This is a genomic window from Cupriavidus gilardii, assembly GCF_013314895.1.
Lineage (GTDB): Bacteria > Pseudomonadota > Gammaproteobacteria > Burkholderiales > Burkholderiaceae > Cupriavidus > Cupriavidus gilardii_C.
This window is the reverse complement of sequence record NZ_JABTYE010000002.1, coordinates 364073-384082: the sequence shown is the minus strand read 5'-3', so window position 1 is coordinate 384082 and position 20010 is coordinate 364073. Positions and strand designations below refer to the sequence as shown.

Genomic DNA, 20010 nt, shown 5'->3' with positions numbered 1-20010 from the left:
CCCTGAGGGGGAGAGGGCCGGGGAGAGGGGGTGGTTCGCATCCCGCCATGAGCCGCCACCCCGCCCGCTATAATCCGCCGACCGATCGACCGCCCAACGCCCCCTCCATGCTCAAGGACCCTGTCGAAGCCCGCCCGACGCGCCGCTATGTCGAGAAGCGCGAGACCATTCTCGATGCGGCTGCGATGCGCTTCAATCGCAAGGGCGTGCGCGGCACCACGCTGTCGGACGTCGCGCAGGACGTCGGCCTGAGCACCAACAGCATCACCTACTACTACCGCAAGAAGGAAGACCTCGTGGTCGCCTGCCTGTTGCGGACCATCGACGAGATGGTCGGCATCGCGGCGCGTGCCAACGGGGAGGCGACGCCCGGCGAGCGCGTGGCGGCCTTTATCCGCCTGTTCTTCGCGCGCTTGGCGTTGACCGCCACCGGCGAACGCCCGGAACTGATGAGCTTCCGCGAGATCCGCACGCTGCCCGACAGCCACGCGGAGGTTGCGTTCAGCGCGTACAACGACATGTTCCGCCGCATCCGCCAGCTGCTGCGCGAGCGCACGCCCGTCGATGCCGCCGAGCGCAGCGTGCTGAGCGCGCGCGCTCACCTGCTGCTGTCGCTGGCGACCGGCGCGATGGTCTGGATCGAGCGCTACGAGCCCGAGGACTATCCCAAGGTCGCCGAGTCGGTGATCGATCTGCTGCTGCACGGCATCGGCGCGCGCTCGGCACGCTGGCAGGCGACGTTCGATACCGCCGCGCTGCTGCCTTGCCTTGGCCAGCCTGAAACCACGCAGCAGGCCTTCCTGCGCGCCGCCACCGAGTTGCTGAACGAGCAGGGCTATCGCGGCGCCTCGGCCGACCGCATCTCGGCCCGGCTCAATTTGACCAAGGGTTCGTTCTACCACCACAACGAAAACAAGGACGACCTGATCGGCGCCTGCTTCGATCGGATGTTCGACGTGATACGCAGCACGCAGACGCTGGTCGAGAACGGTCCGGGCACCGGCTGGGACAAGCTGTGCGCGGTCACGCGCGCGCTGGTCCACTACCAGTTCTCCAGCCAGGGACCGTTGCTGCGGCTGACGATCTATGGCGCCTTGCCCGAGGAAATGCGCAAGGAGAAGATGCTGACGATGAACCGGCTGTCGGCGCGCTTCGTGCGGTTCCTGGTGCAGGGCATGCAGGATGGGTCGATCCGGCCGCTGGACCAGTCGATCGCCGCGCTGCAGATCAACGGCATGATCAACGCCGCGGTCGAGCTGCGGCGCTGGGTGCGCGATGCCTCGGCCGACAACGCGGCCGACCTGTTTGTGCGGCCGTTGCTGATGGGGATCCTGTCGCCGGCGTAGCGGCGTTCGATGCGACCTGCCGAGGCGTACCGCTGAGTCGTACCGCTGAGTCGTACCGCTTAGTCGTACCGCTTAGTCGTAAAGATGGCACGCCACCATCTGCCCGTCGCCGCTGTCGCGCAGCGCCGGCTCCTGCGTCTTGCAACGCTCCGTCGCCACCGGACAGCGCGTATGGAAGCGGCAGCCCGACGGCGGATGCATCGGGCTCGGAACCTCTCCGCGCAGCACGATGCGTTTGCGCTGCCGTTCGGCCTCGACGCTCGCCACCGGCACCGCCGACAGCAGCGCCTGCGTGTACGGATGGCGCGGCTGCGCATAGAGCGCGTCCCGATCGGCGATCTCGACGATGCGGCCCAGGTACATCACCGCGATGCGATCGCTGATATGGCGCACCACCGCCAGGTCGTGCGCGATGAACAGATACGACAGCCCGAGCCGCCGCTGCAGGTCCATGAAGACGTTGACGACCTGCGCCTGGATCGAGACGTCCAGCGCCGACACCGGCTCGTCGCAGACGATCACGCCCGGCTTGAGCGCCAGCGCACGGGCGATGCCGATGCGCTGGCGTTGCCCGCCGGAGAACTCGTGCGGATAGCGGTCCGCCATGTACGGCAGCAGGCCGACCATTTCCAGCAGCTCGCCCACGCGCGCCCGCGTGGCCGCACGATCGCCGGCCATGCCATGGATCTCCAGCGGCTCGGCGACGATGTCGCGCACCTTCATGCGCGGGTTCAGCGAGCCGAACGGATCCTGGTAGACCATCTGCACGCTGCGGCGGAAATGCTTCTCCTGCGCGCGCGTCATCCGCGCCAGATCGGTACCGTCATAGTCGATGCGCCCGCCGCTGGCGGCCAGCATCTTCAGGATTGCCAGTCCGGTGGTCGACTTGCCGCAGCCGCTTTCGCCAACCAGGCCAAGTGTCTCGCCCTGGCGCAGCGTGAACGACACGCCGTCGACGGCCTTGACGGAGCCGACCTGGCGCTTGAACACGACGCCGCGCGTAACGGGGAAATGCACCTTCAGGTCTTCGACGCGCAGGATTTCGGGCCCGATGGTGCGCTGGCGCGGTGCCGGAGTCGGCGCGGCCAAAGGCATGCCGTTGCCGTTCAAGTCGGTGTGGTTCGCGGATGGCATCTCGAGCGCAGCGGTGGCTGTCATGGCGTCTCCTGCAGCAGGCACGCATTCAGATGAATCGGGCCGCCACGGCTGTCGGCGGCCGTTCGCAGCGCGGGGCGGGTCACCCGGCATTGCGGCTGGGCCAGCGCGCAGCGCGGCTGAAAGGCGCAGCCAGGGCCCAGCGCGGTCAGGTCCGGCGGTTGTCCGTCGATCGGCACCAGCGCCTGGCTGGTGTCGCCATCGAGCCGCGGCACGCAGGCCATCAGCCCGCGGGTGTAGGGATGGCGCGGGTCGCGGTAAAGATCGTCGGCCGACGCCGTCTCGACCAGGCGCCCGCCGTACATCACCGCGACCCGATCGGCGTAGCGCGCCACGACGCCAAGATCGTGCGTGATCAGGATCAGCGCGGTGCCAAGCCGCTGCGCCAGATCCTTCAGCAGATCGAGAATCTGCGCCTGCACCGTGACATCGAGCGCGGTGGTCGGCTCGTCGGCGATGATCAGCTGCGGCTTGCAGGCCAGCGCCATCGCGATCATCGCGCGCTGCCGCATGCCGCCGGAGAACTGGTGTGGATAGGCATTGAGGCGGCTGGCGGGCTCGGGGATCTGCACCTGGCCGAGCAGGTCGGCGGCCATGCCCAGCGCGGTTTTCCAGGGCAGCTTCTGATGCAGCTGAATCGGCTCGGCGATCTGCTTGCCGATCGTCAGCGCTGGATTCATCGACGACATCGGTTCCTGGAAGATCATCGCGATGCGATTGCCGCGGATCGCGCGCATTGCGTCGGCGTCGAGCTTCAGCAGGTCCTGGCCGTCGAAGATGATCTCCCCTTCGTCGATCGAACCGGGTGGCCGCGGGATCAGGCCGAGGATCGACAGTGCGGTCACGCTCTTGCCTGAGCCGGATTCCCCGACGATGGCGAGCGTTTCGCCGGGCGCCACGTCGAACGAGACCTGATCGACCGCGGTGACCACGCCGCGATCGGTACGAAAGCGCGTGGTCAGGTTGCGGACCTGCAGGATCGGCTGCGTCATCGCTTGCTCCTGGTGGTGCGGGGTTTGGCGCCGGCATCTGGTAAAGATGCGGCGAGCGTCCGGCGGGGCTGGGGCTCAGAAGCCCATCTTCTTCTTCATCTCCTGATCGATCCACAGCCGCGCATAGATCGGCCCGGGCCGCACCGCGCCGGCACGCAGCTCGCCACCGTAGTTCCTGACCCATGGCCACCAGGCCGTATAGACGTACTGCGTCGGCAGCCAGATATACGGCGCCTGCGCGACAATTTCGCGGGTCAGCGCGCGCAGCGCTTCCTGCCGCTTGCCGACATCGCGCAGCGCGAAGGCCTCCTCGACCTTCTTGTCGAACTTCGGATCGCTCCACTGCGAGGCGTTCCACACCTGGCCGCTGACGAAGCTCTTGCGGATCGTCGTAGTCGGATTGGTATGGCCGTTGTTCATCATGTAGCCGGGCGCATTGGTCTTGGTCGTCATCGCCGACAGGAAGGCGCCGTACTCCATCGGCTGGATCTGGATGCGCACGCCCACCTGTTCGAGGTAGGCGGCGATCAGCGGCAGCAGCTCCATATGGTCCGGGCTGCAGGCGCAGACCTGCACCTTGAAGGTAAAGCCCTTCGGATAGCCAGCCTCGGCCAGCAGCTTGCGCGCCTTGTCGGGGTTGTAGGTGAACAGCTCCTTGACGTTGTCCGGCATCGCGCTGAGAGGCTCGTAGTAACCGCCGTAGTCGGGATGCTGCGGATAGGCGAACAGCTCCGCATTGCCGCCGTAGTACTGCTTGACGATCTCCTGCTTGTTGACCGCCAAGTTCAGCGCGCGCCGGACCCGGATATCGTTGAACGGCTTGGTATCGACCCGTAGCGCCAGATACTGGCCGGTGTACGACAGCCAGCGCGACCACTGCAGCTGCGGCGCGCTGCGCTTGAGTTCGTCGACGGCGGTCCAGCGCAGGCCCTCCATGACGTCGATCTTGCCGGTGCGCAGCATGGTGTTGCGCGTGGCTTCGTCCTTGATCGTGCGCAGCACCACCTTGTCGACGAAGGGCAGCTTGTAATCCTTGTTGCCGATGCGCTCGCTGTCCCAGTACTGCGGATTCTTCGTGTAGGTGCTGGCGTTGCCCTGCACGAACTGCGTCAGCGTGAACGGGCCCGTGCCGTTGACGTTTTTCCAGTTGGCGGCGCCTGCCGTGGCGACTTCCTTCGGCATGATCCCCGAGTAGTAGCCCCAGCCGAAGCGGTAATCCCACTCGGCGTTGAACTCCTTGAAGCGGAACAGCACGGTGTGCTTGTCGCGCGCCTCGACCTTGCTGACGTGATCGAAATAGGTCGGGATCTTCTTGGCGCTGGCTTCCTGCCGGCCATAGCTGAACACCACGTCCTCCGCGATCAGCTCGCGTTCCTCCATCACGCCAGGCTTGGCCGGGAACTTGACCCCCTTGCGCAGCTTGATTTCAAGCGTCAGCGGGTCGATCCACTTCCAGGACTCGGCAAGCTCGCCGCGGATGGCATCCTCAGGCAGCCAGGCATCGGCCTGGAAGGCGTACTTGCCGCCGTTGCGCCTGGCCTTGCTGAGGTCGGCGACGAACAGCTGCTCGTAGACCTGGCCGGTGTCGTAGTTCTGCTTCCAGTTCCAGTCGGCCAGATCCCACGACAGCGCCGAGATGGTCGGGTAGACCGAGCCGATCTCCACCGTGCCGCCGTACTTCGGCGCCTCGGCTTGGGCGATGGCGCTGCTGGCAGCCAGGATCAGCGCGACAGCGGCTGCGATCGCCGCTCCCCGTTTTGCCACGTGGCGGACCGCCTTGTCGTTGTCGATCATCGCTGTCTCCTGTCTCTGTTCTTGTATGGGATGGGTCCGTGCCGTGCTGCCGGGTTCCGCGCAACCGGAGGCTGTGCTGCCGCCCGCCACATGGCCGGGTGATGCCGCTACCGCGTGCCCCGCATGCGCGGATCGAGCAGGTCGCGCAGCGCATCGCCGTAGACGTTGATCGCGTAGACCACCACGGTCAGGCAGGCACCAGGCGCCAGCGCCAGCCACGGGCCCTGGAACATGAAGGTGCGGCCATCGCCGGACAGCATGCCGCCCCAGGTCGGCGCGGGAGGCGGCACGCCCAGGCCGAGGAAGGACAGTCCCGACTCGGCGAGGATCGCGGTGCCGACGCGCGTGGTGAACAGCACGATCACCGGCGGCAGCACGTTGGGCAGGATGTGGCGCCACAGGATGCGCGGCGTCGACGCGCCCATCGACTGCGCCGCGTGCACGTACATGTTCTCGCGCACCGACACCACCGCGCTGCGCACGATGCGCGAGCCGCCGATGCCGAGCAGCAGGCCCAGCGTCACCACGATCTGCCAGCTGCCCGGACCGAGGACCGACACCACCACGATCAGGATCACCAGGTCGGGAAAGCTCATCCACGCATCGACGAAGCGCTGTACCACCAGATCGAACTTGCCGCCGAGATAGCCGGTCAGGATGCCCAGCAGCACCGATACTGCGGTGGCGAGCGTCGCGGCCGACAGGCCGATCACCACAGACAGCTGGGCGCCGTACAGGCAGCGCGACAGCATGTCGCGGCCGAGATTGTCGGTGCCGAAGGGATGCGCCCACGACGGCGGCTGCAGGCGATGCAGCATGTTGATCTCGTTGACGCCGTAGGGCGCCAGCACGTCGGCGAAGACGCCGCAGAACAGGAAGATTGCGCAAATCACTGCGCCGGCGGCGCCGAGCGGCTTGTCGCGGAACAGGCGGCGCAGCAGGCCGAAGCCGGGCCAGCGGCGGGGCGCTGCGGATGCCGATGTTGCCGGGGTTGCCGTTGCTGCTGACGCCGCCGCGGTCGCCGCGGCGGCGTCGGCGGCCACCGGCGCGACAGGAGTCAGGGGAGTCGCGGAGCGTGCCATCAGCGATGCCTCACTTTCGGATCGAACAACCCGTAGCTAAGGTCGACCAGCAGATTGATCAGCATCACCGCCACGCCGACCACCAGGAAGACGCCGGTGATCACCGGATAGTCGCGTTGGTGCACCGCGTCGAGCAGCAGCAGCCCCATGCCAGGCAGCGCGAAGATCTGCTCGATGATCACCGCGCCGCCGATCAGCAGCGGCGCCTGCAGGCCGACCAGCGTCACCACCGGAATCAGCGCGTTGCGCAGCGCATGTCGCAGGATCACCATCCGCTCGTTCAGCCCCTTGGCCCAGGCGGTGCGGATATAGTCCTGGCGCAGCACCTCGAGCATCATCGTGCGGGTCATCCGCATCGTGATCGCCGACAGCGCCATGCCGAGCACGATTGCCGGCACCAGCATCTGCTGCAGATGCTGCAGCGGGTTCTCGCGGAAGGGCACGTAGCGAACCTCGGGCGACCAGCCCCACCAGACCGACGGGAACACCATCACCATCGTGCCCAGCCAGAAGCTCGGCACCGCCAGCATCAGGATCGAGAACGAGCGCGCCACGTAGTCCGCCGCGCTGTCCTGCCGGATCGCCGCCAGTACGCCGATCGGCAGCGCCACCGACAACGCCACCACCAGCGCAATCGCGCCCAGCGACAGCGTCACCGGGATGCGCGCCATTACCATCTTCAGCACCGGCTCGCCCTGCCACAGCGACACGCCCAGATCGCCGTGCAGCACGATATTGCCGATCCAGTGCAGGTATTGCTGCCACATCGGCCGATCGAGGCCCAACAGCTGCATCAGCTCCTCGCGGCTGCGCACATCGGCACTGATGTCGTTCTGGCTCAGCATCAGGTCGACCACGTCGCCCGGCACCAGCCTCACGATCGAGAACACGATCATGCTGGCGAACAGCAGCGTGGGAAGCAGCGCCAGCAGCCGGCGCATCAGGTAGGCGCTCATGGCCGCCCCGCCCGACAGGTGGCGCCCGCTGGCGGGCACGACAACGCCGGCGGGGATACCGGCGACACGATTTCTGCTGATGCTCCGGCCATGCTGTCTCCTGTTTCCGCCTACGGGTCATTGCCTGTGGCGGTATTTCGGCACGCGGAATGCAGTTTTTGTGCGGGAACGATGCAGGGACCGGCTTTGCACCGGTCGCGATCCCAGCATACTCATCGTTCTAAGCGATGACAACCCGGAAGGACGCCCTGCGTTCTAGTGAATTTCCCGGGGTGCGGGCCGCGGCGCGGCCCATGTCCGTCATCAGTAGCCGCGCAGCCGCGCCCAGCGATCGGCGTGGAAGTTCGCGTCGCCGAGCCACTCCTGCGCCGTGCGCGCGCGTTTCATGAAGAAGCCGATCTCGAACTCGTCGGTCATGCCGATGCCGCCGTGCATCTGCACGCCTTCCTGCACGGCCAGCGTCGCGGTCTCGCCGGCCTTCGCCTTGGCGGCCGACACCAGCGGCTCGGGGCCGTCCGCCGCGGACTCGTCGAGTCGCTGCTGGCAGCGCAGCACGATGGCGCGCGTCAGCTCGAGCTCGGTGAACAGATGCGCGGCGCGGTGCTGCAAGGCCTGGAATTCGCCGATGATCTTGCCGAACTGACGGCGCTCCTTCAGATAGGCCAGCGTGCGGGCGAAGGCTTCGTCAGCGATGCCGAGCAGCTCGGAGGACAGCACCGCGCGGCCGATGTCGAGCGCGCGCTCCAGCATGGCGCCGCCGCCATCCACCTGACCCAGCACCGCGTCCGCCGACACCTGCACGCCGTCGAAGACGATGCGCGCGGCCTGCGTGGCGTCGGCCAATACCACCCGTTCGATCTGCACGCCCGGCGCGGTGCGCGGCACCAGCAGCAGCGTGATGCCTTGCGTGTCGTCTGCCTGTTCCGGCTTGGCATCAGCGATGCGCGCCGCGACGATCAGCGTATCGGCGACGTGGCCGTCGACGACCAGCTGCTTGGCGCCGTCGATCCGGTAGCGGCCAGCATGCGGGGCGGCGCGCGTATTCAGGCGGAAGGGCCGATGCTTGCCCGCTTCGTCGAGCGCCAGCGCGGTAAGGTGCCTGCCGCCTGCGATCGCCGGCAACAGCGCATCGCGTTGCGCCTCGCTGCCGTAGTGCGTCAGCAGCGAGGCGCCGAGCACCGCAGTCGAAAGAAAGGGCGAGGGCGCCAGCGTGCGGCCGATCGCCTCCATGATGACGCCGGCCTCGACCACGCCGAGTCCGCTGCCACCGTAGGCTTCGGGCACCAGCACGCCGGCCAGGCCCAGATCGGCAAACCGTTGCCACAGCTCGCGCGAGAAGCCGATCGGGTCGCCGCTGTCGCGCATCGCGCGCAGCGCGGTGATCGGCGCATTCTCGCGCAGAAAGGTCAGCGCGCTGTCGCGCAGCATGTCCTGGGTGTCGTTCAATACGATGGCCATGTCGATGTCCGCGAAGAGGGTGGGCGCCGTGCATGCGCTCGTGCAATGCCGGCGACGTCGAAGGGAGGAGCGATCAGGCGCCGGGCAGGCCGAGAATGCGCTTGGCGACGATGTTCAGCTGGACCTCGCTGGTGCCGCCCTCGATCGAATTGGCCTTGGTGCGCAGCCACGCGCGGGCCGTGGCGCCCTGATGGCTGCGCTCGCTTTCCCATTCGAGCGCATCGCTGCCGCCGATCGACATCAGCAGTTCGTAGCGCCGCTTGTTGAGCTCGGCGCCGTAGTACTTCAGCACCGACGAGAAGGCGGCGATGCCTTCGCCCTGTTTGGCCAGATCGCGTACCCGCTCGCCGGCGAAGCCGAACGCGGCCTCGTCGATCTCGAAGCGGGCCAGTTGCGCGCGCAGCATCGGCTCGTCGAGCCGGCCGGCCGCATCGGTGCCGATCGCCTTGGCGGCGTGGCGTCCCAGCGGCTGCCGGAAGCCGCGGCTGCCGATCGCACTGATCATGTCCCGCTCATGGGTCAGCAGATACTTGGCAATCTCCCAGCCGCCGTTGAGCTCGCCGACCAGCTGGTCGCGCGGCACCACGACGTCGTCGAAGAAGGTCTCGCAGAACGGCGACTTGCCTGAGATCAGCACGATCGGGCGGGTCGTCACGCCCGGCGTTTCCATGTCGAACAGCAGGAAGCTGATGCCGGTGTGCTTCTGCGCGGAGAAATCGGTGCGCACCAGGCAGAAGATCCAGTCGGCCTTGTCGGCATACGAGGTCCAGATCTTCTGGCCGTTGACGACGAAGTGGTCGCCGCGGTCTTCGGCGCGGGTCTGCAGCGCCGCCAGGTCGGAGCCGGCGTTCGGCTCCGAATAGCCCTGGCACCAACGGATCTCGCCGCGCGCGATCTTCGGCAGGTGCTCGCGCTTTTGCGCCTCGGTGCCGTACTTCAGCAAGGCCGGGCCGAGCATCGAGATGCCGAAGCTCTGCAGCGGCACCCGGCAGCCGAGCCGCTGCATTTCCTCGCGCAGGATCTTGGCCTGCTCGCGGCTCAGGCCGCCGCCACCGTATTCGCGCGGCCACTCGGGCGCGGTCCAGCCGCGTTCGGCCATCCGTTCGAGCCATTGGCGCTGGGCGTCGGAGCGGAAGCGGAACTTGCGCCCGCCCCAGCAGATGTCCTCGTCGTCCTGCACCGGCTGCCGCATCTCGGGCGGGCAATTGTCCTGCAGCCAGGCGTGCGTCTGCTGCCGGAACGTCTCCAGGTCTTCCACGGTGGTCTCCTGTCGCGGTGGGCGGCCTCTGCGGGCCGTCGTCTTTGCTTGAGCCGTGCGCCGCGTCATGCCGAATGCGGCGATCAAGGGCGTGCAGGGCCGTTATACAAGCGTGCGTCGGCCATCGTCAATACGCCATTTACGAAAACGGCAGTGGCCATGCAGACTGCGCATAGTGGCTATGCCGCACGCGGCGCAGCAAAATGAGCAATATGGCGGAGTGGCGGCCTTGTGCTAGCATCGCCGCAAACATACCAAAATCACGAAACAGGCCGACGGCACAGGATCGCGCCAGCTCGGCCCAAGGTGGAGACATGCAGACCAGCGAGCCCTCGACGGACGAAGCGGTGTGGACCTTCCCCGGCGCCCGTGCGCCCGACCGCCGCCGCTGGGTCGATGCCAGCGGCCTGCGGCTGGCCGTCTACGAATGGGGCGAGCCCGATGCGCCGCCCGTACTGCTGGTCCACGGGGCGCTGGATTTCGCTCGTACCTTCGATGGATTCGCGCCGCTGTTGGCCGATGCCGGTTATCGCGTGATCTCCTACGACCATCGCGGACACGGCGATTCCGATCATGCGGATCTTTACAACTGGGTCGCCGACGTGCGCGACATGCTTGCCGTGGCGGATTCGATCACGCGGGAGCCGTTGCTCGCGGTCGGCCACAGCAAGGGCGGCTCGCTGCTGGTGCAGGCGATCCAGGCGCTGCCGCACCGGTTCACACGGTTTGCCGCCATCGACGGCCTGCCGTTTCGCAGCCCGCATGCCGACAGCGCGGTGCGCGAGCGCAAATCTTCGCTGACTGGCCCCGTGATCGCGCGCTGGCTCGATGCTCGCCGACGCAGCGCGGAACTGGAGCGTCGCCCCGGCACGCTGGAAGAGCTGGCGAGCCGGCGGGCCCGGATGAATCCGCGCCTGAGCCACGAATGGCTGTGCTATATCGCCTCGCACGGCGCGCGCCGCGACGCTCAGGGTTGGCGCTGGAAGCTGGATCCGGCGATCGGCGTGGGCGGCTTCGGACCGATGCGTGTGCGGTGGATGACCGACAGGCTGCCCGGGTTCCCGATTCCGATGCTGGCGATCTTCGGCTCCGAGAAGGAACCGATGGGCTGGGATGCGACCGCCGACGACCTGATGCCGTTCTTCCCGACAACGACCGAGGTGCATCGCATGCAGGACGTCGGCCACTTCATTCATATCGAACGGCCGCAGGAAACGGCGAGCCGCATTCTGCAGTTCTTCGGCGCATGACCATGTCCTCGACCCACTATCTGCGCCACCATCGACTGCAGCTTGCGCTGCATCGGCTCAAGGATGGCGACGGTCATCCGCTGCTGTTGCTGCACGGGCTCGGCGAGCGCGCGCCGGCCACGCTGCCGGCGGAATACGCGAGCTGGCCCGGCCCGGTCCGCGCGTTGGACTTCACCGGTCACGGCGCGTCCGATCTGCCGCGCGGCGGCGGCTACAGCTGCGAATTCCTGATGGCCGATGCCGACATCGCGCTGGCGCATCTGGGCCCCTGCACGGTCGCCGGCCGCGGCATCGGCGGCTATGTCGCGCTGCTGCTGGCAGGGGCCCGTCCCGACGAGGTGCGTGGCGCCATCGTCCGTGACGGCCCGGGCCTGGCCGGCGGCGGCAGTACCGCGCGCAGTCCCTATATTCCCGTGCCGGACCTGAGCCAGCTGGCGCCGCCCGACCCCTTCGCGATTGCGGAGCTCGCCAATGACGTCCGTCCGCCCGGCTATGCGTCGAGCTTCGCCATGCTGGCCTCGCAGCATTCTGATCTGGATACGCCGATTTCGGTCTGTGCCTGCGAGCGTCCGCCGTGGCTCGCTGCGGTGATGGAGCTGCTGTCGCTGGAGCGGGTCGCACTGGAGCACGCGTTGCAGCAGTACGCCGCAGCCGTGCCGACCGGTGTGCATACGCAGCCGGAGCGGACATGAGCCCAGCGCTGCCGTCTGCGCGCAGACCCGACGCCGCCGCGGCCGGTGCCGGCGGTCTTGCTCGCGATGCGGACGACGATGCCGAGCGCGGCTATCGGGACCATGTGTCGCGGCACTTTCGCCGCAATGCGATGGCCTTCCTGGCCCACGGCATGCTCGGCATGACGGGTTTCCGGCTGGTCACCGCGCCGACCTTCGTGCCGGCCTATCTCTACCTGCTGTCCGGCTCGAAGCTGACCGTCGGTCTGGTGCTGTCGGCGCAGTACGCCGGCATGGCCGCGTCGTCGCTGTGGGGCGCGACGCTGATCGAGCATCGGCAACAGGTGATGCCGATGCTGTACCGCGTCGGCTGGCTGGTACGGCTGCAGGTGCTGGGGCTCGCGCTGTCGGCGCTGTGGCTGTCGGGCGCGGCGGCGCTGACGGCCGCGGCCGTCTTCCTGCTGCTGTTCGGGCTGCTCAACGGCGTGCAGAACGTCGCCTTTCAATACCTGACCTCGAAGATCATTCCGCTGCATCGCCGCGGCGGGCTCAGCGCACTGCGCAACTTCTTCGGCGGCCTGACCGCGGCGGCGGTGGCATGGCTCGGCGGCCGCTATCTGGTTGGCAACGACGTGCTGGGAAACGGCTACGCCGCGACCTTCCTGGCCGCCTTCGTGCTGACCAGCCTCGGCATCTCGGCGCTGGCCGGCATGCGCGAGCCCGCCTCGCAGGATGTGCGGCTGCCGGTCGGCTTTCGCCGGCGCATTGGCGAATTGCCCGCGTTGCTGCGGACGCAGCCCGATTTCGTCCGCTTCTTCGTCGCCCGCGCGCTGGTGGCGCTCGGCATGATGGCGATGCCGTTCTATGCGATCTATGCCGGCCAGCATATCCACCTGTCCGGCGCGACGCTCGGTTATCTGAGCCTGGCCTATCTGCTGGCGCAGACGGCCAGCAACCTGCTGTGGGGCCGGCTCGCCGACCGCCACGGCTACCGGCTGGTGTTTCTCGCGAGCATCGCGCTATGGATCGCCGCCACCGCGCTGCTGCTGTGCTGCGGCTCGCTGGGCTGGTTCGTGCTGGCCTTCTGCGGACTGGGCGCGGGCTTCGGCGGCTTTTTCATCTCGGCGGACAACCTGGTGATGGAATTCGGCGCACGCAAGGACCGGCCGATGCTGCTGGCCGTCGCGGGTACCGGCACCTACGCGATGATGGCGATCGGCCCGGTGCTGGGCGGCATGCTGGCGCAGGGCGTGCGCTTCTGGCTGGTGTTCGCGCTGGCCATCGCGGTCAAGTGTCTGGCGTTTGCGATGGCGCTGGCGATGAAGGACCCGCGACGGCGGTTTGCCGTAGAGCCCAATCGTGCCGGTGGGGACCCGATGACGCCCTGACACCCGCCGCGGTTCTCTCCCCTCTCCCGCCAGCGGGAGAGGGGAGAGAACCTGAGAGAGAGAAAGACGCCGCGAAGTGAGCGTCCGTCGGTCACAGACCGCACAACAATCACCAGGAGACGAGATGGAAGCGAGAACCTATCCCGAGTTCAGCACCCACTATCCGCTGCTGTTGACCACCATCATGCGGCGGCCGGTGCGGATGTATCCCGATCAGATCGGCGTCGTCTACCGCAATCACCTCAGCGGCGAGTATTTCCGCTTTACCTGGGACCAGTGGCATCGGCGCGTATGCCAGCTGGCCAACGCGCTGTCGTCCGAATTCAATGTCGTGGCCGGAACGCCAGGGGAACCGGGCGACCGCATTGCCACCATGGCGCTGAACACGCACCGCCATCTGGAGCTGTACTTCGGCGTGCCCGGCGTCGGCGCGACGCTGCATCCGGTCAACGTCCGCCTGTCGCCGGAGCACATCGTCTACACGATCCGCCACGCGCAGGACCGGGTGCTGTTCTTCGACGACACGCTGCTGCCGCTGGTCGAGGGGATCTACGACCATATCAAGGACGTGGTGCAGCGCTTCGTCTACCTGTCGGACAAGCCCGGCCTGCCCGAGACACGCATCGCCAACCTGATCCACTACGAGGATCTGCTGGCGCGGCAGCCCGAGCAGTTCGACTGGCCGGCCCTGCATGAGGACGTCAACGCGACGCTGTGCTACACCACCGGCACCACCGGCCAGCCCAAGGGCGCGACCTTCACGCACCGTCAGCTCTATCTGATGACGGTGCACGTGATGGCGCAGATCGCCATCGCCAACACGCCGTCGATCGATATCGAGGACGGTCTCGGCGTGCGGCTCGGCGAATCGGCGGTGCCGCTGCTCAATACGCCGATGTACCACATCCACGCCTGGGGCGCGCCTTTCATCGCGGTCTACAGCGCGCAGAAGATCGTGCTGCACGGCACCTTCACCGTGCAGGGTTTCTGCGAACTGGTCGAGCGCGAGAAGGTGACCTCGGTCGGCATCGTCGCCACCATCGCGGCGATGCTGCTGGAATACCCGGACCTGCACAAATACGACCTCAGCAGCCTGGTGCGCGTCAACGTCGGCGGCGGCGCGCTGCCGCTGGGCCTGAAGAAGAAGCTCGAAGCGCTGATCCCGTCGTTCCGGATGAGCTCGGGCTATGGCATGACGGAAACCGCGCCGACCATCGTCACGTCCTTCATCAAGAAGGACCTGGTCGACCTGGACCGCGAGCAGACCGATGCGCTGCTGGTCAAGGCCGGCTTGCCGATCCTCGGCGTCGATGTCGAGGTGGTCGACGATGAAGGCCGGCCGGTGCCGAAAGACGACCAGACCGTCGGCGAAATCGTCGTGCGCGCACCGTGGACCACCGAGCGCTACTTCCGCGACCCCGAAAAAAGCGCCGAACTGTGGCGCGGCGGCTGGCTGCATACGGGCGATCTGGCCAAGGTCGATGCGCACGGCTATATCACGATCGCCGACCGCATCAAGGACGTGATTCGCAGCGGCGCCGAGATGGTGCCGACGGTGCTGCTGGAGAACCTGATTGCGATGGCCGATTTCGTGCAGGAGGCCACCGTGGTCGGCGTGCCCGATCCGGTCTGGGGCGAGCGGCCGATGGCGCTGGTCAGCGTGCGCACCGGCTTCGAGGCGGACGAATATGCGGTGATCGACTTCCTGAAGACCCACGGCGTCGACACCGGCCGCATCACCAAATGGATGCTGCCCAGGCTGGTGGCGATCACGCGCGATATTCCGAAGACCAGCGTCGGCAAATACAACAAGAAGCGCATCCGCGACGAGCTGGATCGCTTTCTGGCGATCGCGCGGGATGTCAGCGATCGTGCGGGCTGAGTTGAGCGCGGGGCGCGTGACGTTGATCCGCGCCCGATCCCGATTCGATCCCGATCTCAATACCGATTTCAATTTCCGATTCCAATGGAGACATCTCGATGACGACCATCAACCCGGTCACCGACCTCACCATGGACGCCGGCATCGCCGTGCTGACGATCGACTCGCCGCCGGTCAACGCGCTGTCGGCCAATGTCCGCGCCGGCATCCTGGCGGGCGTCCAGCAGGCCGTCGCCGACGACGCGGTCAAGGCCATCGTGCTGATCTGCGCCGGCAAGACATTTATCGCGGGCGCCGATATCACCGAGTTCGGCAAGCCGCCGACCGGCCCCTCGCTGCCCGAGGTGCAAGCGGCCATCGAGAACGCGCCCAAGCCGGTGATTGCGGCCATCCACGGCACCGCGCTCGGCGGCGGGCTGGAAGTGGCGCTGGTCTGCCACTATCGTGTCGCGGCACGCTCCGCCAAATGCGGCCTGCCGGAGGTCAATCTCGGCCTGCTGCCCGGTGCGGGCGGCACCCAGCGGCTGCCGCGCATCGTCGGCGTGGAGAAGGCGCTGGAGATGGTGACCTCGGGCACCCACGTGCCGGCGCCGGCCGCGGCCGAGATGGGCCTGGTCGACCTGCTGACGGATGACGCCAGCCTGCGCGCCGATGCGATTGCGTTCGCCCGGCAGGTGGTGGCCGAAGGCCAACCGCTGCGCAAGGTCCGCGATCTCGACGACAAGATCGCGCCCGCGCGCGGCAAGCCGGAGATCTTCGCCGAGTTCCGCCGCGCCAATGCGCGCCGCTTCCGCGGCTTCGATGCGCCCGAATACAACATCCGCTGCATCGAGGCGGCGGTCGAGCTGCCGTTCGACGAAGGGCTCAAGCGCGAGCGCGCGATGTTCGTCGAGCTGCTGAACGGCACGCAGTCGGCGGCGCAGCGCTACTACTTCTTCGCTTCGCGCCAGGTCTGGCAGTTGCCCGATATCGGCGCCGATACGCCGCTGCTGCCGGTCAGGCAGGTCGGCATCATCGGGGCCGGCACCATGGGCGGCGGCATCGCGATGAACTTTCTGAACGCCGGCTATCCGGTCACCATCGTCGAGACCTCCCAGCAGGCGCTGGACCGCGGCGTGCGCACGATCCGGACCAACTATGAGAACACGGCCAAGAAGGGCCGCATCACCGCCACCGACATCGAGCGCCGCATGGCGCTGCTGACGCCGACGCTGGACATGGAGCAGCTGGCCGACGCCGATCTGGTGATCGAGGCCGTGTTCGAGAACATGGACGTCAAGAAGGACGTGTTCGGCCGGCTCGACCGCATCGCCAAGCCCGGCGCGATCCTCGCGACCAATACGTCGGCGCTGGACGTCGACGAGATCGCCGCCGCCACGTCGCGGCCGGAGGCCGTCATCGGCCTGCATTTCTTCTCGCCGGCCAATGTGATGAAGCTGCTGGAGGTCGTGCGCGGGGCGAAGACCGCCAAGCCGGTGATTCGCACCTCGATGGAACTGGCCCGCAAGATCGGCAAGATCGCCGCGCTGGTGGGCGTCTGCCCGGGCTTCGTCGGCAACCGGATGCTGGCGCAGCGCCAGCGCGAGGCCCAGAAGCTGGTGCTGGAAGGGGCGCTGCCGTGGGACGTCGATCGCGTGCTGTACGACTTCGGCTTCCCGATGGGGCCGTTCGCGATGAGCGATCTGGCCGGTCTGGATCTCGGCTGGGTCAGGGAAAAGTCGAGCAGCTCGACGCTGCGCGAAATCCTCTGCGAAATGGACCGGCGCGGCCAGAAGACCGGCGCGGGGTACTACGACTATGACGAGAAGCGCAACGCCAGGCCGTCGCCGGTGGTCGAACAGGTGATCCGCGATTTCGCGGCGAAGCAGGGCAGAACCAGCCGGGTCGTCTCCGAGCAGGAGATCCTGGAGCGCTGCATCTATCCGATGATCAACGAGGGCGCCAAAATCCTGGAGGAAGGCAAGGCGATTCGCGCCTCCGATATCGATGTGATCTGGGTCAATGGCTATGGCTGGCCGGTCTACTGCGGCGGTCCGATGTTCTACGCGGACACCATCGGACTGGACAAAGTGCTGGAGACGCTGCGGCGCTACGAGGAAAGCTTCGGCGCGGACTTCAAGCCGGCCAAGCTGCTCGAGGACCTGGTGGCGCAGGGGCGCAAGTTCGGGGACCTGAAGTAGGGCGGCGGTACCCGTCTCCACGAAAGCAGGGAGGGCAGCGTCTTGCGAAGTCCGGAAAGCCGCTGAGTCCCCGCCTGCGCGGGGACGACGCGATAGGTCGCGCAAGAGTTAGCGCCCGCGCGAGGCCGGAATTGACGGGAAAGCGCCTGCATGACACGGGGCAAACCGGGCCGTCATTGAGGATCATCGACCCCCACGGTGTCCAGATTCACAATGGCGCTCTGCAACTGCGATGCGCTGTCAGTCAGTGACCGAAGCAATGTCTGGAGCCGAGCCCGTTCATCGGTCACCACTTTCATCTGTGTCGACCGTAGGCGTTGCTGTTCCTGCAGGCGCAGTGCCAAGGAACTCCTGTCGGCATGCCAGCGTGTCGTTTCCTGGTTCCACTCGGTTTCGCGTTCGGTGGCCCGACTTTGCAGATCACCAAGTTGTTTCGCCGTATCGGCGAGTTGTTGCGTCAGCGACCGCTTGTCGGCGGACAGGGTCTCGATGATGGTGCGCAAGCGGGCATTGTCGGACTCGAGCACCTTGATCCGCGCGAGAGCGTTGTCGAGCGGCGTGCGCGCGTCGGTCGCTTCCAACGGCGGTACGGGTAGTGGCTGCACACGCTCTTGTATCTCGGTGGCCGCGGTCGTCGTTGAAGCCGGCTGGGCCGCGTGTCGAGTCTGCCAAGCCTGATATGCGGCGATACGCGCCTGTACCTGGGCGGGAGTGAGCAATTTGATTTGCTTCTCCGTCAGCATGCGCGTCTCGGCCTCCGTCATCGCGAGCCGACGAACCGCGTAGGCGACTTGCAGGGTCTCCGCCGCATAACGATTACCCGTCTGTGCCGCCCACATCAACGCCGTCTGCCCCTTATTGTCGACGGCCCGCAAGTTGGCTCCCGTGCGCAACAGTGCATTGATGACGTCGCAGCATTCGGGCACAAGGTGCGTGTTGCCGTAGTCTGTTGTTGCCGCCCACATCAGCGCAGTCTTTCCCTCGGCGTCCTTGGCATCGAGCCTGGCTCCGGCGTGCATCAAGGCAGTGATGCCGTCGGTGAAGTAGATCGAGGCCGCGTGCAACAACGCCGTCTTTCCGTTCTTGTCGGCGGCCTCTACGTTGGCGCCGGCGTCCAGTAATGCGCGGATGGCACCGAGTTTCCTTATCGGAGAGGAAGCCGCAGACATCAATGGCGTCATGCCGCAAGCGTTCGTCACTTCGGTGTCCGCACCAGCGTGAAGCAGTGCGGATACGGCATCGAAATTGGAGCCGGACAGCGCGTCCATCAATGGCGTGTCCCCCGATTTCGCGGTTGCATCGATGTCGGCCCCGGCGTTGAGTAGGGCCTCGATGACCTGACTACCACATTTTCTCGTGACGGCATCATGCAAAACACTGCGTTGAAAGAACGGCTCCGGCGTTATCCTGGCTAGTGCCGGCTTACGGGCAATCAACGCGGCCAGGGCGGCGTCATTCCGGTTCTCGAAGGCTTCCTGGAGCGCGCGCAGGTCCGCAGCAGTCGGCTGTGAGCCGCCATCGGCCTGGAGCGCGCACTGTCGGCGATGTCTCGCCCGGGCCTGAGCGACGGTGAGCAACGGGAGCTCCTTTGCTCTCAGATCTTGCCGCTCCTCGTCGGTAAGCGTCAGGCCCTGCATCACGTAGCGAACCTGTAGTTCTTCGACGGCTTGGCGCTGCTTTTTCTCGGCAGCATGCATCAAGGCGGTCCAGCCGTACTTGTCTACGGTCCTCGGATCTGCACCATTCTCCAGCAATATCCCGATTGCGCGAGAGTTGCCAGACGCGGCCGCGTACATCAACGCTGTCTTGCCACGGGAATCAACGGTGTGGAGATCGGCGCCGGCCGCCAGCAACTGGCGGATTGCCTCACCGTGCTGCTCTGCGGCCCAGTACATCAGGACCGTCGTGCCGTTGCGGTCAGCGGCATTGGGATCTGCCTGGGCACGTAGCAGGGTCTGGAAGGTGGCGCCGTTGTCCTTGTCGGCCGCCGACGGCCGCGCCCTTGCGTGGCACATCAAGGCTGTCTGGCCAGTGTCGATTGCCGCGTTTGGATCGGCCCCAGCGCTCAACAGGGCTTCGATGATGCTGCTTTCGCAACCGTCGTAGTGAGCAAGGGCCGTATGCAAAGCGGTCCAACCGAAAGGGTCCTTGATCGTCGCCAATTCCGGCTGGCGCGATATTTTTTCCAGCAGTGCAGTCGTGCACCCTCTGCGTTGGATCATCTCGCGAAATTCCGCCAGCGCGGCTGTCGCAAACGAGGAATTGGACTCACTTTGGATTCGGGCGGGCTGTACTTTCGCGGTAGCGGATAGCATGCGGGATCTCCAGTATGGGTGGAAGCTGGCTTTGCAGTCGGTTGTCTGTGAGTTCCCGGCCGGTATCGCGTTTGCGTCATATCGCCGCACGGCCCGGAACAGGTCGTCTTCCTTCGGATGGCACTGGGAAAACTCAAATGTCGATGCTATGCGGCAGTACCGGAGACAGTACGCACGGACGGTGAGATCTTTTAACTTCTCTTTTAACTTCTCCTCTGTCGCTATCGCGTGAGCGGCTTGGATGTCATCCCCGCGAATGCGTGGACCTAGCGGCCCGAAAGAT

At 66.5% G+C, this 20010-nt stretch carries 14 protein-coding genes; 6 read left to right on the top strand and 8 right to left on the bottom strand.

Translation table 11 applies throughout. From position 1 onward, the window contains the following. Positions 1-107 precede the first annotated feature (107 nt). Complete coding sequence (locus HTY53_RS03440) at positions 108-1346, top strand: TetR/AcrR family transcriptional regulator (protein ID WP_174105040.1); 1239 nt, start codon at positions 108-110, stop codon at positions 1344-1346. A gap of 72 nt (positions 1347-1418) precedes the next feature. Here HTY53_RS03440 and HTY53_RS03435 read toward each other — a convergent pair whose 3' ends face one another. The 7 genes from HTY53_RS03435 to HTY53_RS03405 form a co-directional block, all read right to left on the bottom strand. Continuing rightward, positions 1419-2441: an ABC transporter ATP-binding protein gene (locus HTY53_RS03435; RefSeq protein ID WP_174105084.1), complete on the bottom strand. Its 1023-nt coding sequence runs from the start codon at positions 2439-2441 to the stop codon at positions 1419-1421. A gap of 59 nt (positions 2442-2500) precedes the next feature. Continuing rightward, a complete protein-coding gene (locus tag HTY53_RS03430) occupies positions 2501-3493 on the bottom strand; it encodes an ABC transporter ATP-binding protein (RefSeq protein ID WP_174105039.1) in 993 nt (330 codons plus the stop codon). Between the two features lie 75 nt (positions 3494-3568). Next, on the bottom strand, positions 3569-5287 hold the full coding sequence (locus HTY53_RS03425) for an ABC transporter substrate-binding protein (RefSeq protein ID WP_174105038.1): 1719 nt from the start codon (positions 5285-5287) through the stop codon (positions 3569-3571). Positions 5288-5394: 107 nt separating this feature from the next. Beyond that, a complete protein-coding gene (locus tag HTY53_RS03420; protein WP_254599772.1) occupies positions 5395-6369 on the bottom strand; it encodes an ABC transporter permease in 975 nt (324 codons plus the stop codon). Then, complete coding sequence (locus tag HTY53_RS03415) at positions 6369-7325, bottom strand: ABC transporter permease (protein ID WP_174105037.1); 957 nt, start codon at positions 7323-7325, stop codon at positions 6369-6371. Before HTY53_RS03415 ends, HTY53_RS03420 begins: the two co-directional genes overlap by 1 nt. A gap of 303 nt (positions 7326-7628) precedes the next feature. Further along, entirely contained in the window at positions 7629-8783 is a 1155-nt protein-coding gene (locus HTY53_RS03410; protein WP_174105036.1) for an acyl-CoA dehydrogenase family protein, read from the bottom strand. A 73-nt stretch (positions 8784-8856) separates the two neighbouring features. After that, positions 8857-10041, bottom strand: a complete 1185-nt coding sequence (locus tag HTY53_RS03405; protein ID WP_174105035.1) for an acyl-CoA dehydrogenase family protein — start codon at positions 10039-10041, stop codon at positions 8857-8859. A 314-nt stretch (positions 10042-10355) separates the two neighbouring features. On the opposite strand from HTY53_RS03405, the gene HTY53_RS03400 reads away from it, so the two are divergent. The 5 genes from HTY53_RS03400 (at position 10356) to HTY53_RS03380 (ending at position 17412) form a co-directional block, all read left to right on the top strand. Next, positions 10356-11291: an alpha/beta fold hydrolase gene (locus HTY53_RS03400; protein WP_174105034.1), complete on the top strand. Its 936-nt coding sequence runs from the start codon at positions 10356-10358 to the stop codon at positions 11289-11291. Between the two features lie 2 nt (positions 11292-11293). Then, on the top strand, positions 11294-11983 hold the full coding sequence (locus HTY53_RS03395) for an alpha/beta fold hydrolase (protein WP_174105033.1): 690 nt from the start codon (positions 11294-11296) through the stop codon (positions 11981-11983). Next, complete coding sequence (locus tag HTY53_RS03390; protein WP_254599771.1) at positions 11980-13350, top strand: MFS transporter; 1371 nt, start codon at positions 11980-11982, stop codon at positions 13348-13350. Before HTY53_RS03395 ends, HTY53_RS03390 begins: the two co-directional genes overlap by 4 nt. A gap of 124 nt (positions 13351-13474) precedes the next feature. Then, positions 13475-15232: a long-chain-fatty-acid--CoA ligase gene (locus tag HTY53_RS03385; RefSeq protein WP_174105032.1), complete on the top strand. Its 1758-nt coding sequence runs from the start codon at positions 13475-13477 to the stop codon at positions 15230-15232. A 98-nt stretch (positions 15233-15330) separates the two neighbouring features. After that, entirely contained in the window at positions 15331-17412 is a 2082-nt protein-coding gene (locus tag HTY53_RS03380; RefSeq protein WP_174105031.1) for a 3-hydroxyacyl-CoA dehydrogenase NAD-binding domain-containing protein, read from the top strand. Between the two features lie 173 nt (positions 17413-17585). On the opposite strand, the gene HTY53_RS03375 is transcribed toward HTY53_RS03380, so the two are convergent. Further along, positions 17586-19727, bottom strand: coding sequence for an ankyrin repeat domain-containing protein (locus HTY53_RS03375; RefSeq protein WP_174105030.1), 2142 nt, complete (start codon positions 19725-19727; stop codon positions 17586-17588). Between the last annotated feature and the right edge of the window lie 283 nt (positions 19728-20010).

Coding starts and splice junctions, on each gene's coding strand:
- HTY53_RS03375 (WP_174105030.1), bottom strand. CDS start 19,727: ATGCTATCCGCTACCGCGAAAGTACAGCCCGCCCGAATCCAAAGTGAG.
- HTY53_RS03400 (WP_174105034.1), top strand. CDS start 10,356: ATGCAGACCAGCGAGCCCTCGACGGACGAAGCGGTGTGGACCTTCCCC.
- HTY53_RS03410 (WP_174105036.1), bottom strand. CDS start 8,783: ATGGCCATCGTATTGAACGACACCCAGGACATGCTGCGCGACAGCGCG.
- HTY53_RS03395 (WP_174105033.1), top strand. CDS start 11,294: ATGTCCTCGACCCACTATCTGCGCCACCATCGACTGCAGCTTGCGCTG.
- HTY53_RS03415 (WP_174105037.1), bottom strand. CDS start 7,325: ATGAGCGCCTACCTGATGCGCCGGCTGCTGGCGCTGCTTCCCACGCTG.
- HTY53_RS03425 (WP_174105038.1), bottom strand. CDS start 5,287: ATGATCGACAACGACAAGGCGGTCCGCCACGTGGCAAAACGGGGAGCG.
- HTY53_RS03420 (WP_254599772.1), bottom strand. CDS start 6,369: ATGGCACGCTCCGCGACTCCCCTGACTCCTGTCGCGCCGGTGGCCGCC.
- HTY53_RS03390 (WP_254599771.1), top strand. CDS start 11,980: ATGAGCCCAGCGCTGCCGTCTGCGCGCAGACCCGACGCCGCCGCGGCC.
- HTY53_RS03430 (WP_174105039.1), bottom strand. CDS start 3,493: ATGACGCAGCCGATCCTGCAGGTCCGCAACCTGACCACGCGCTTTCGT.
- HTY53_RS03385 (WP_174105032.1), top strand. CDS start 13,475: ATGGAAGCGAGAACCTATCCCGAGTTCAGCACCCACTATCCGCTGCTG.
- HTY53_RS03440 (WP_174105040.1), top strand. CDS start 108: ATGCTCAAGGACCCTGTCGAAGCCCGCCCGACGCGCCGCTATGTCGAG.
- HTY53_RS03435 (WP_174105084.1), bottom strand. CDS start 2,441: ATGCCTTTGGCCGCGCCGACTCCGGCACCGCGCCAGCGCACCATCGGG.
- HTY53_RS03380 (WP_174105031.1), top strand. CDS start 15,331: ATGACGACCATCAACCCGGTCACCGACCTCACCATGGACGCCGGCATC.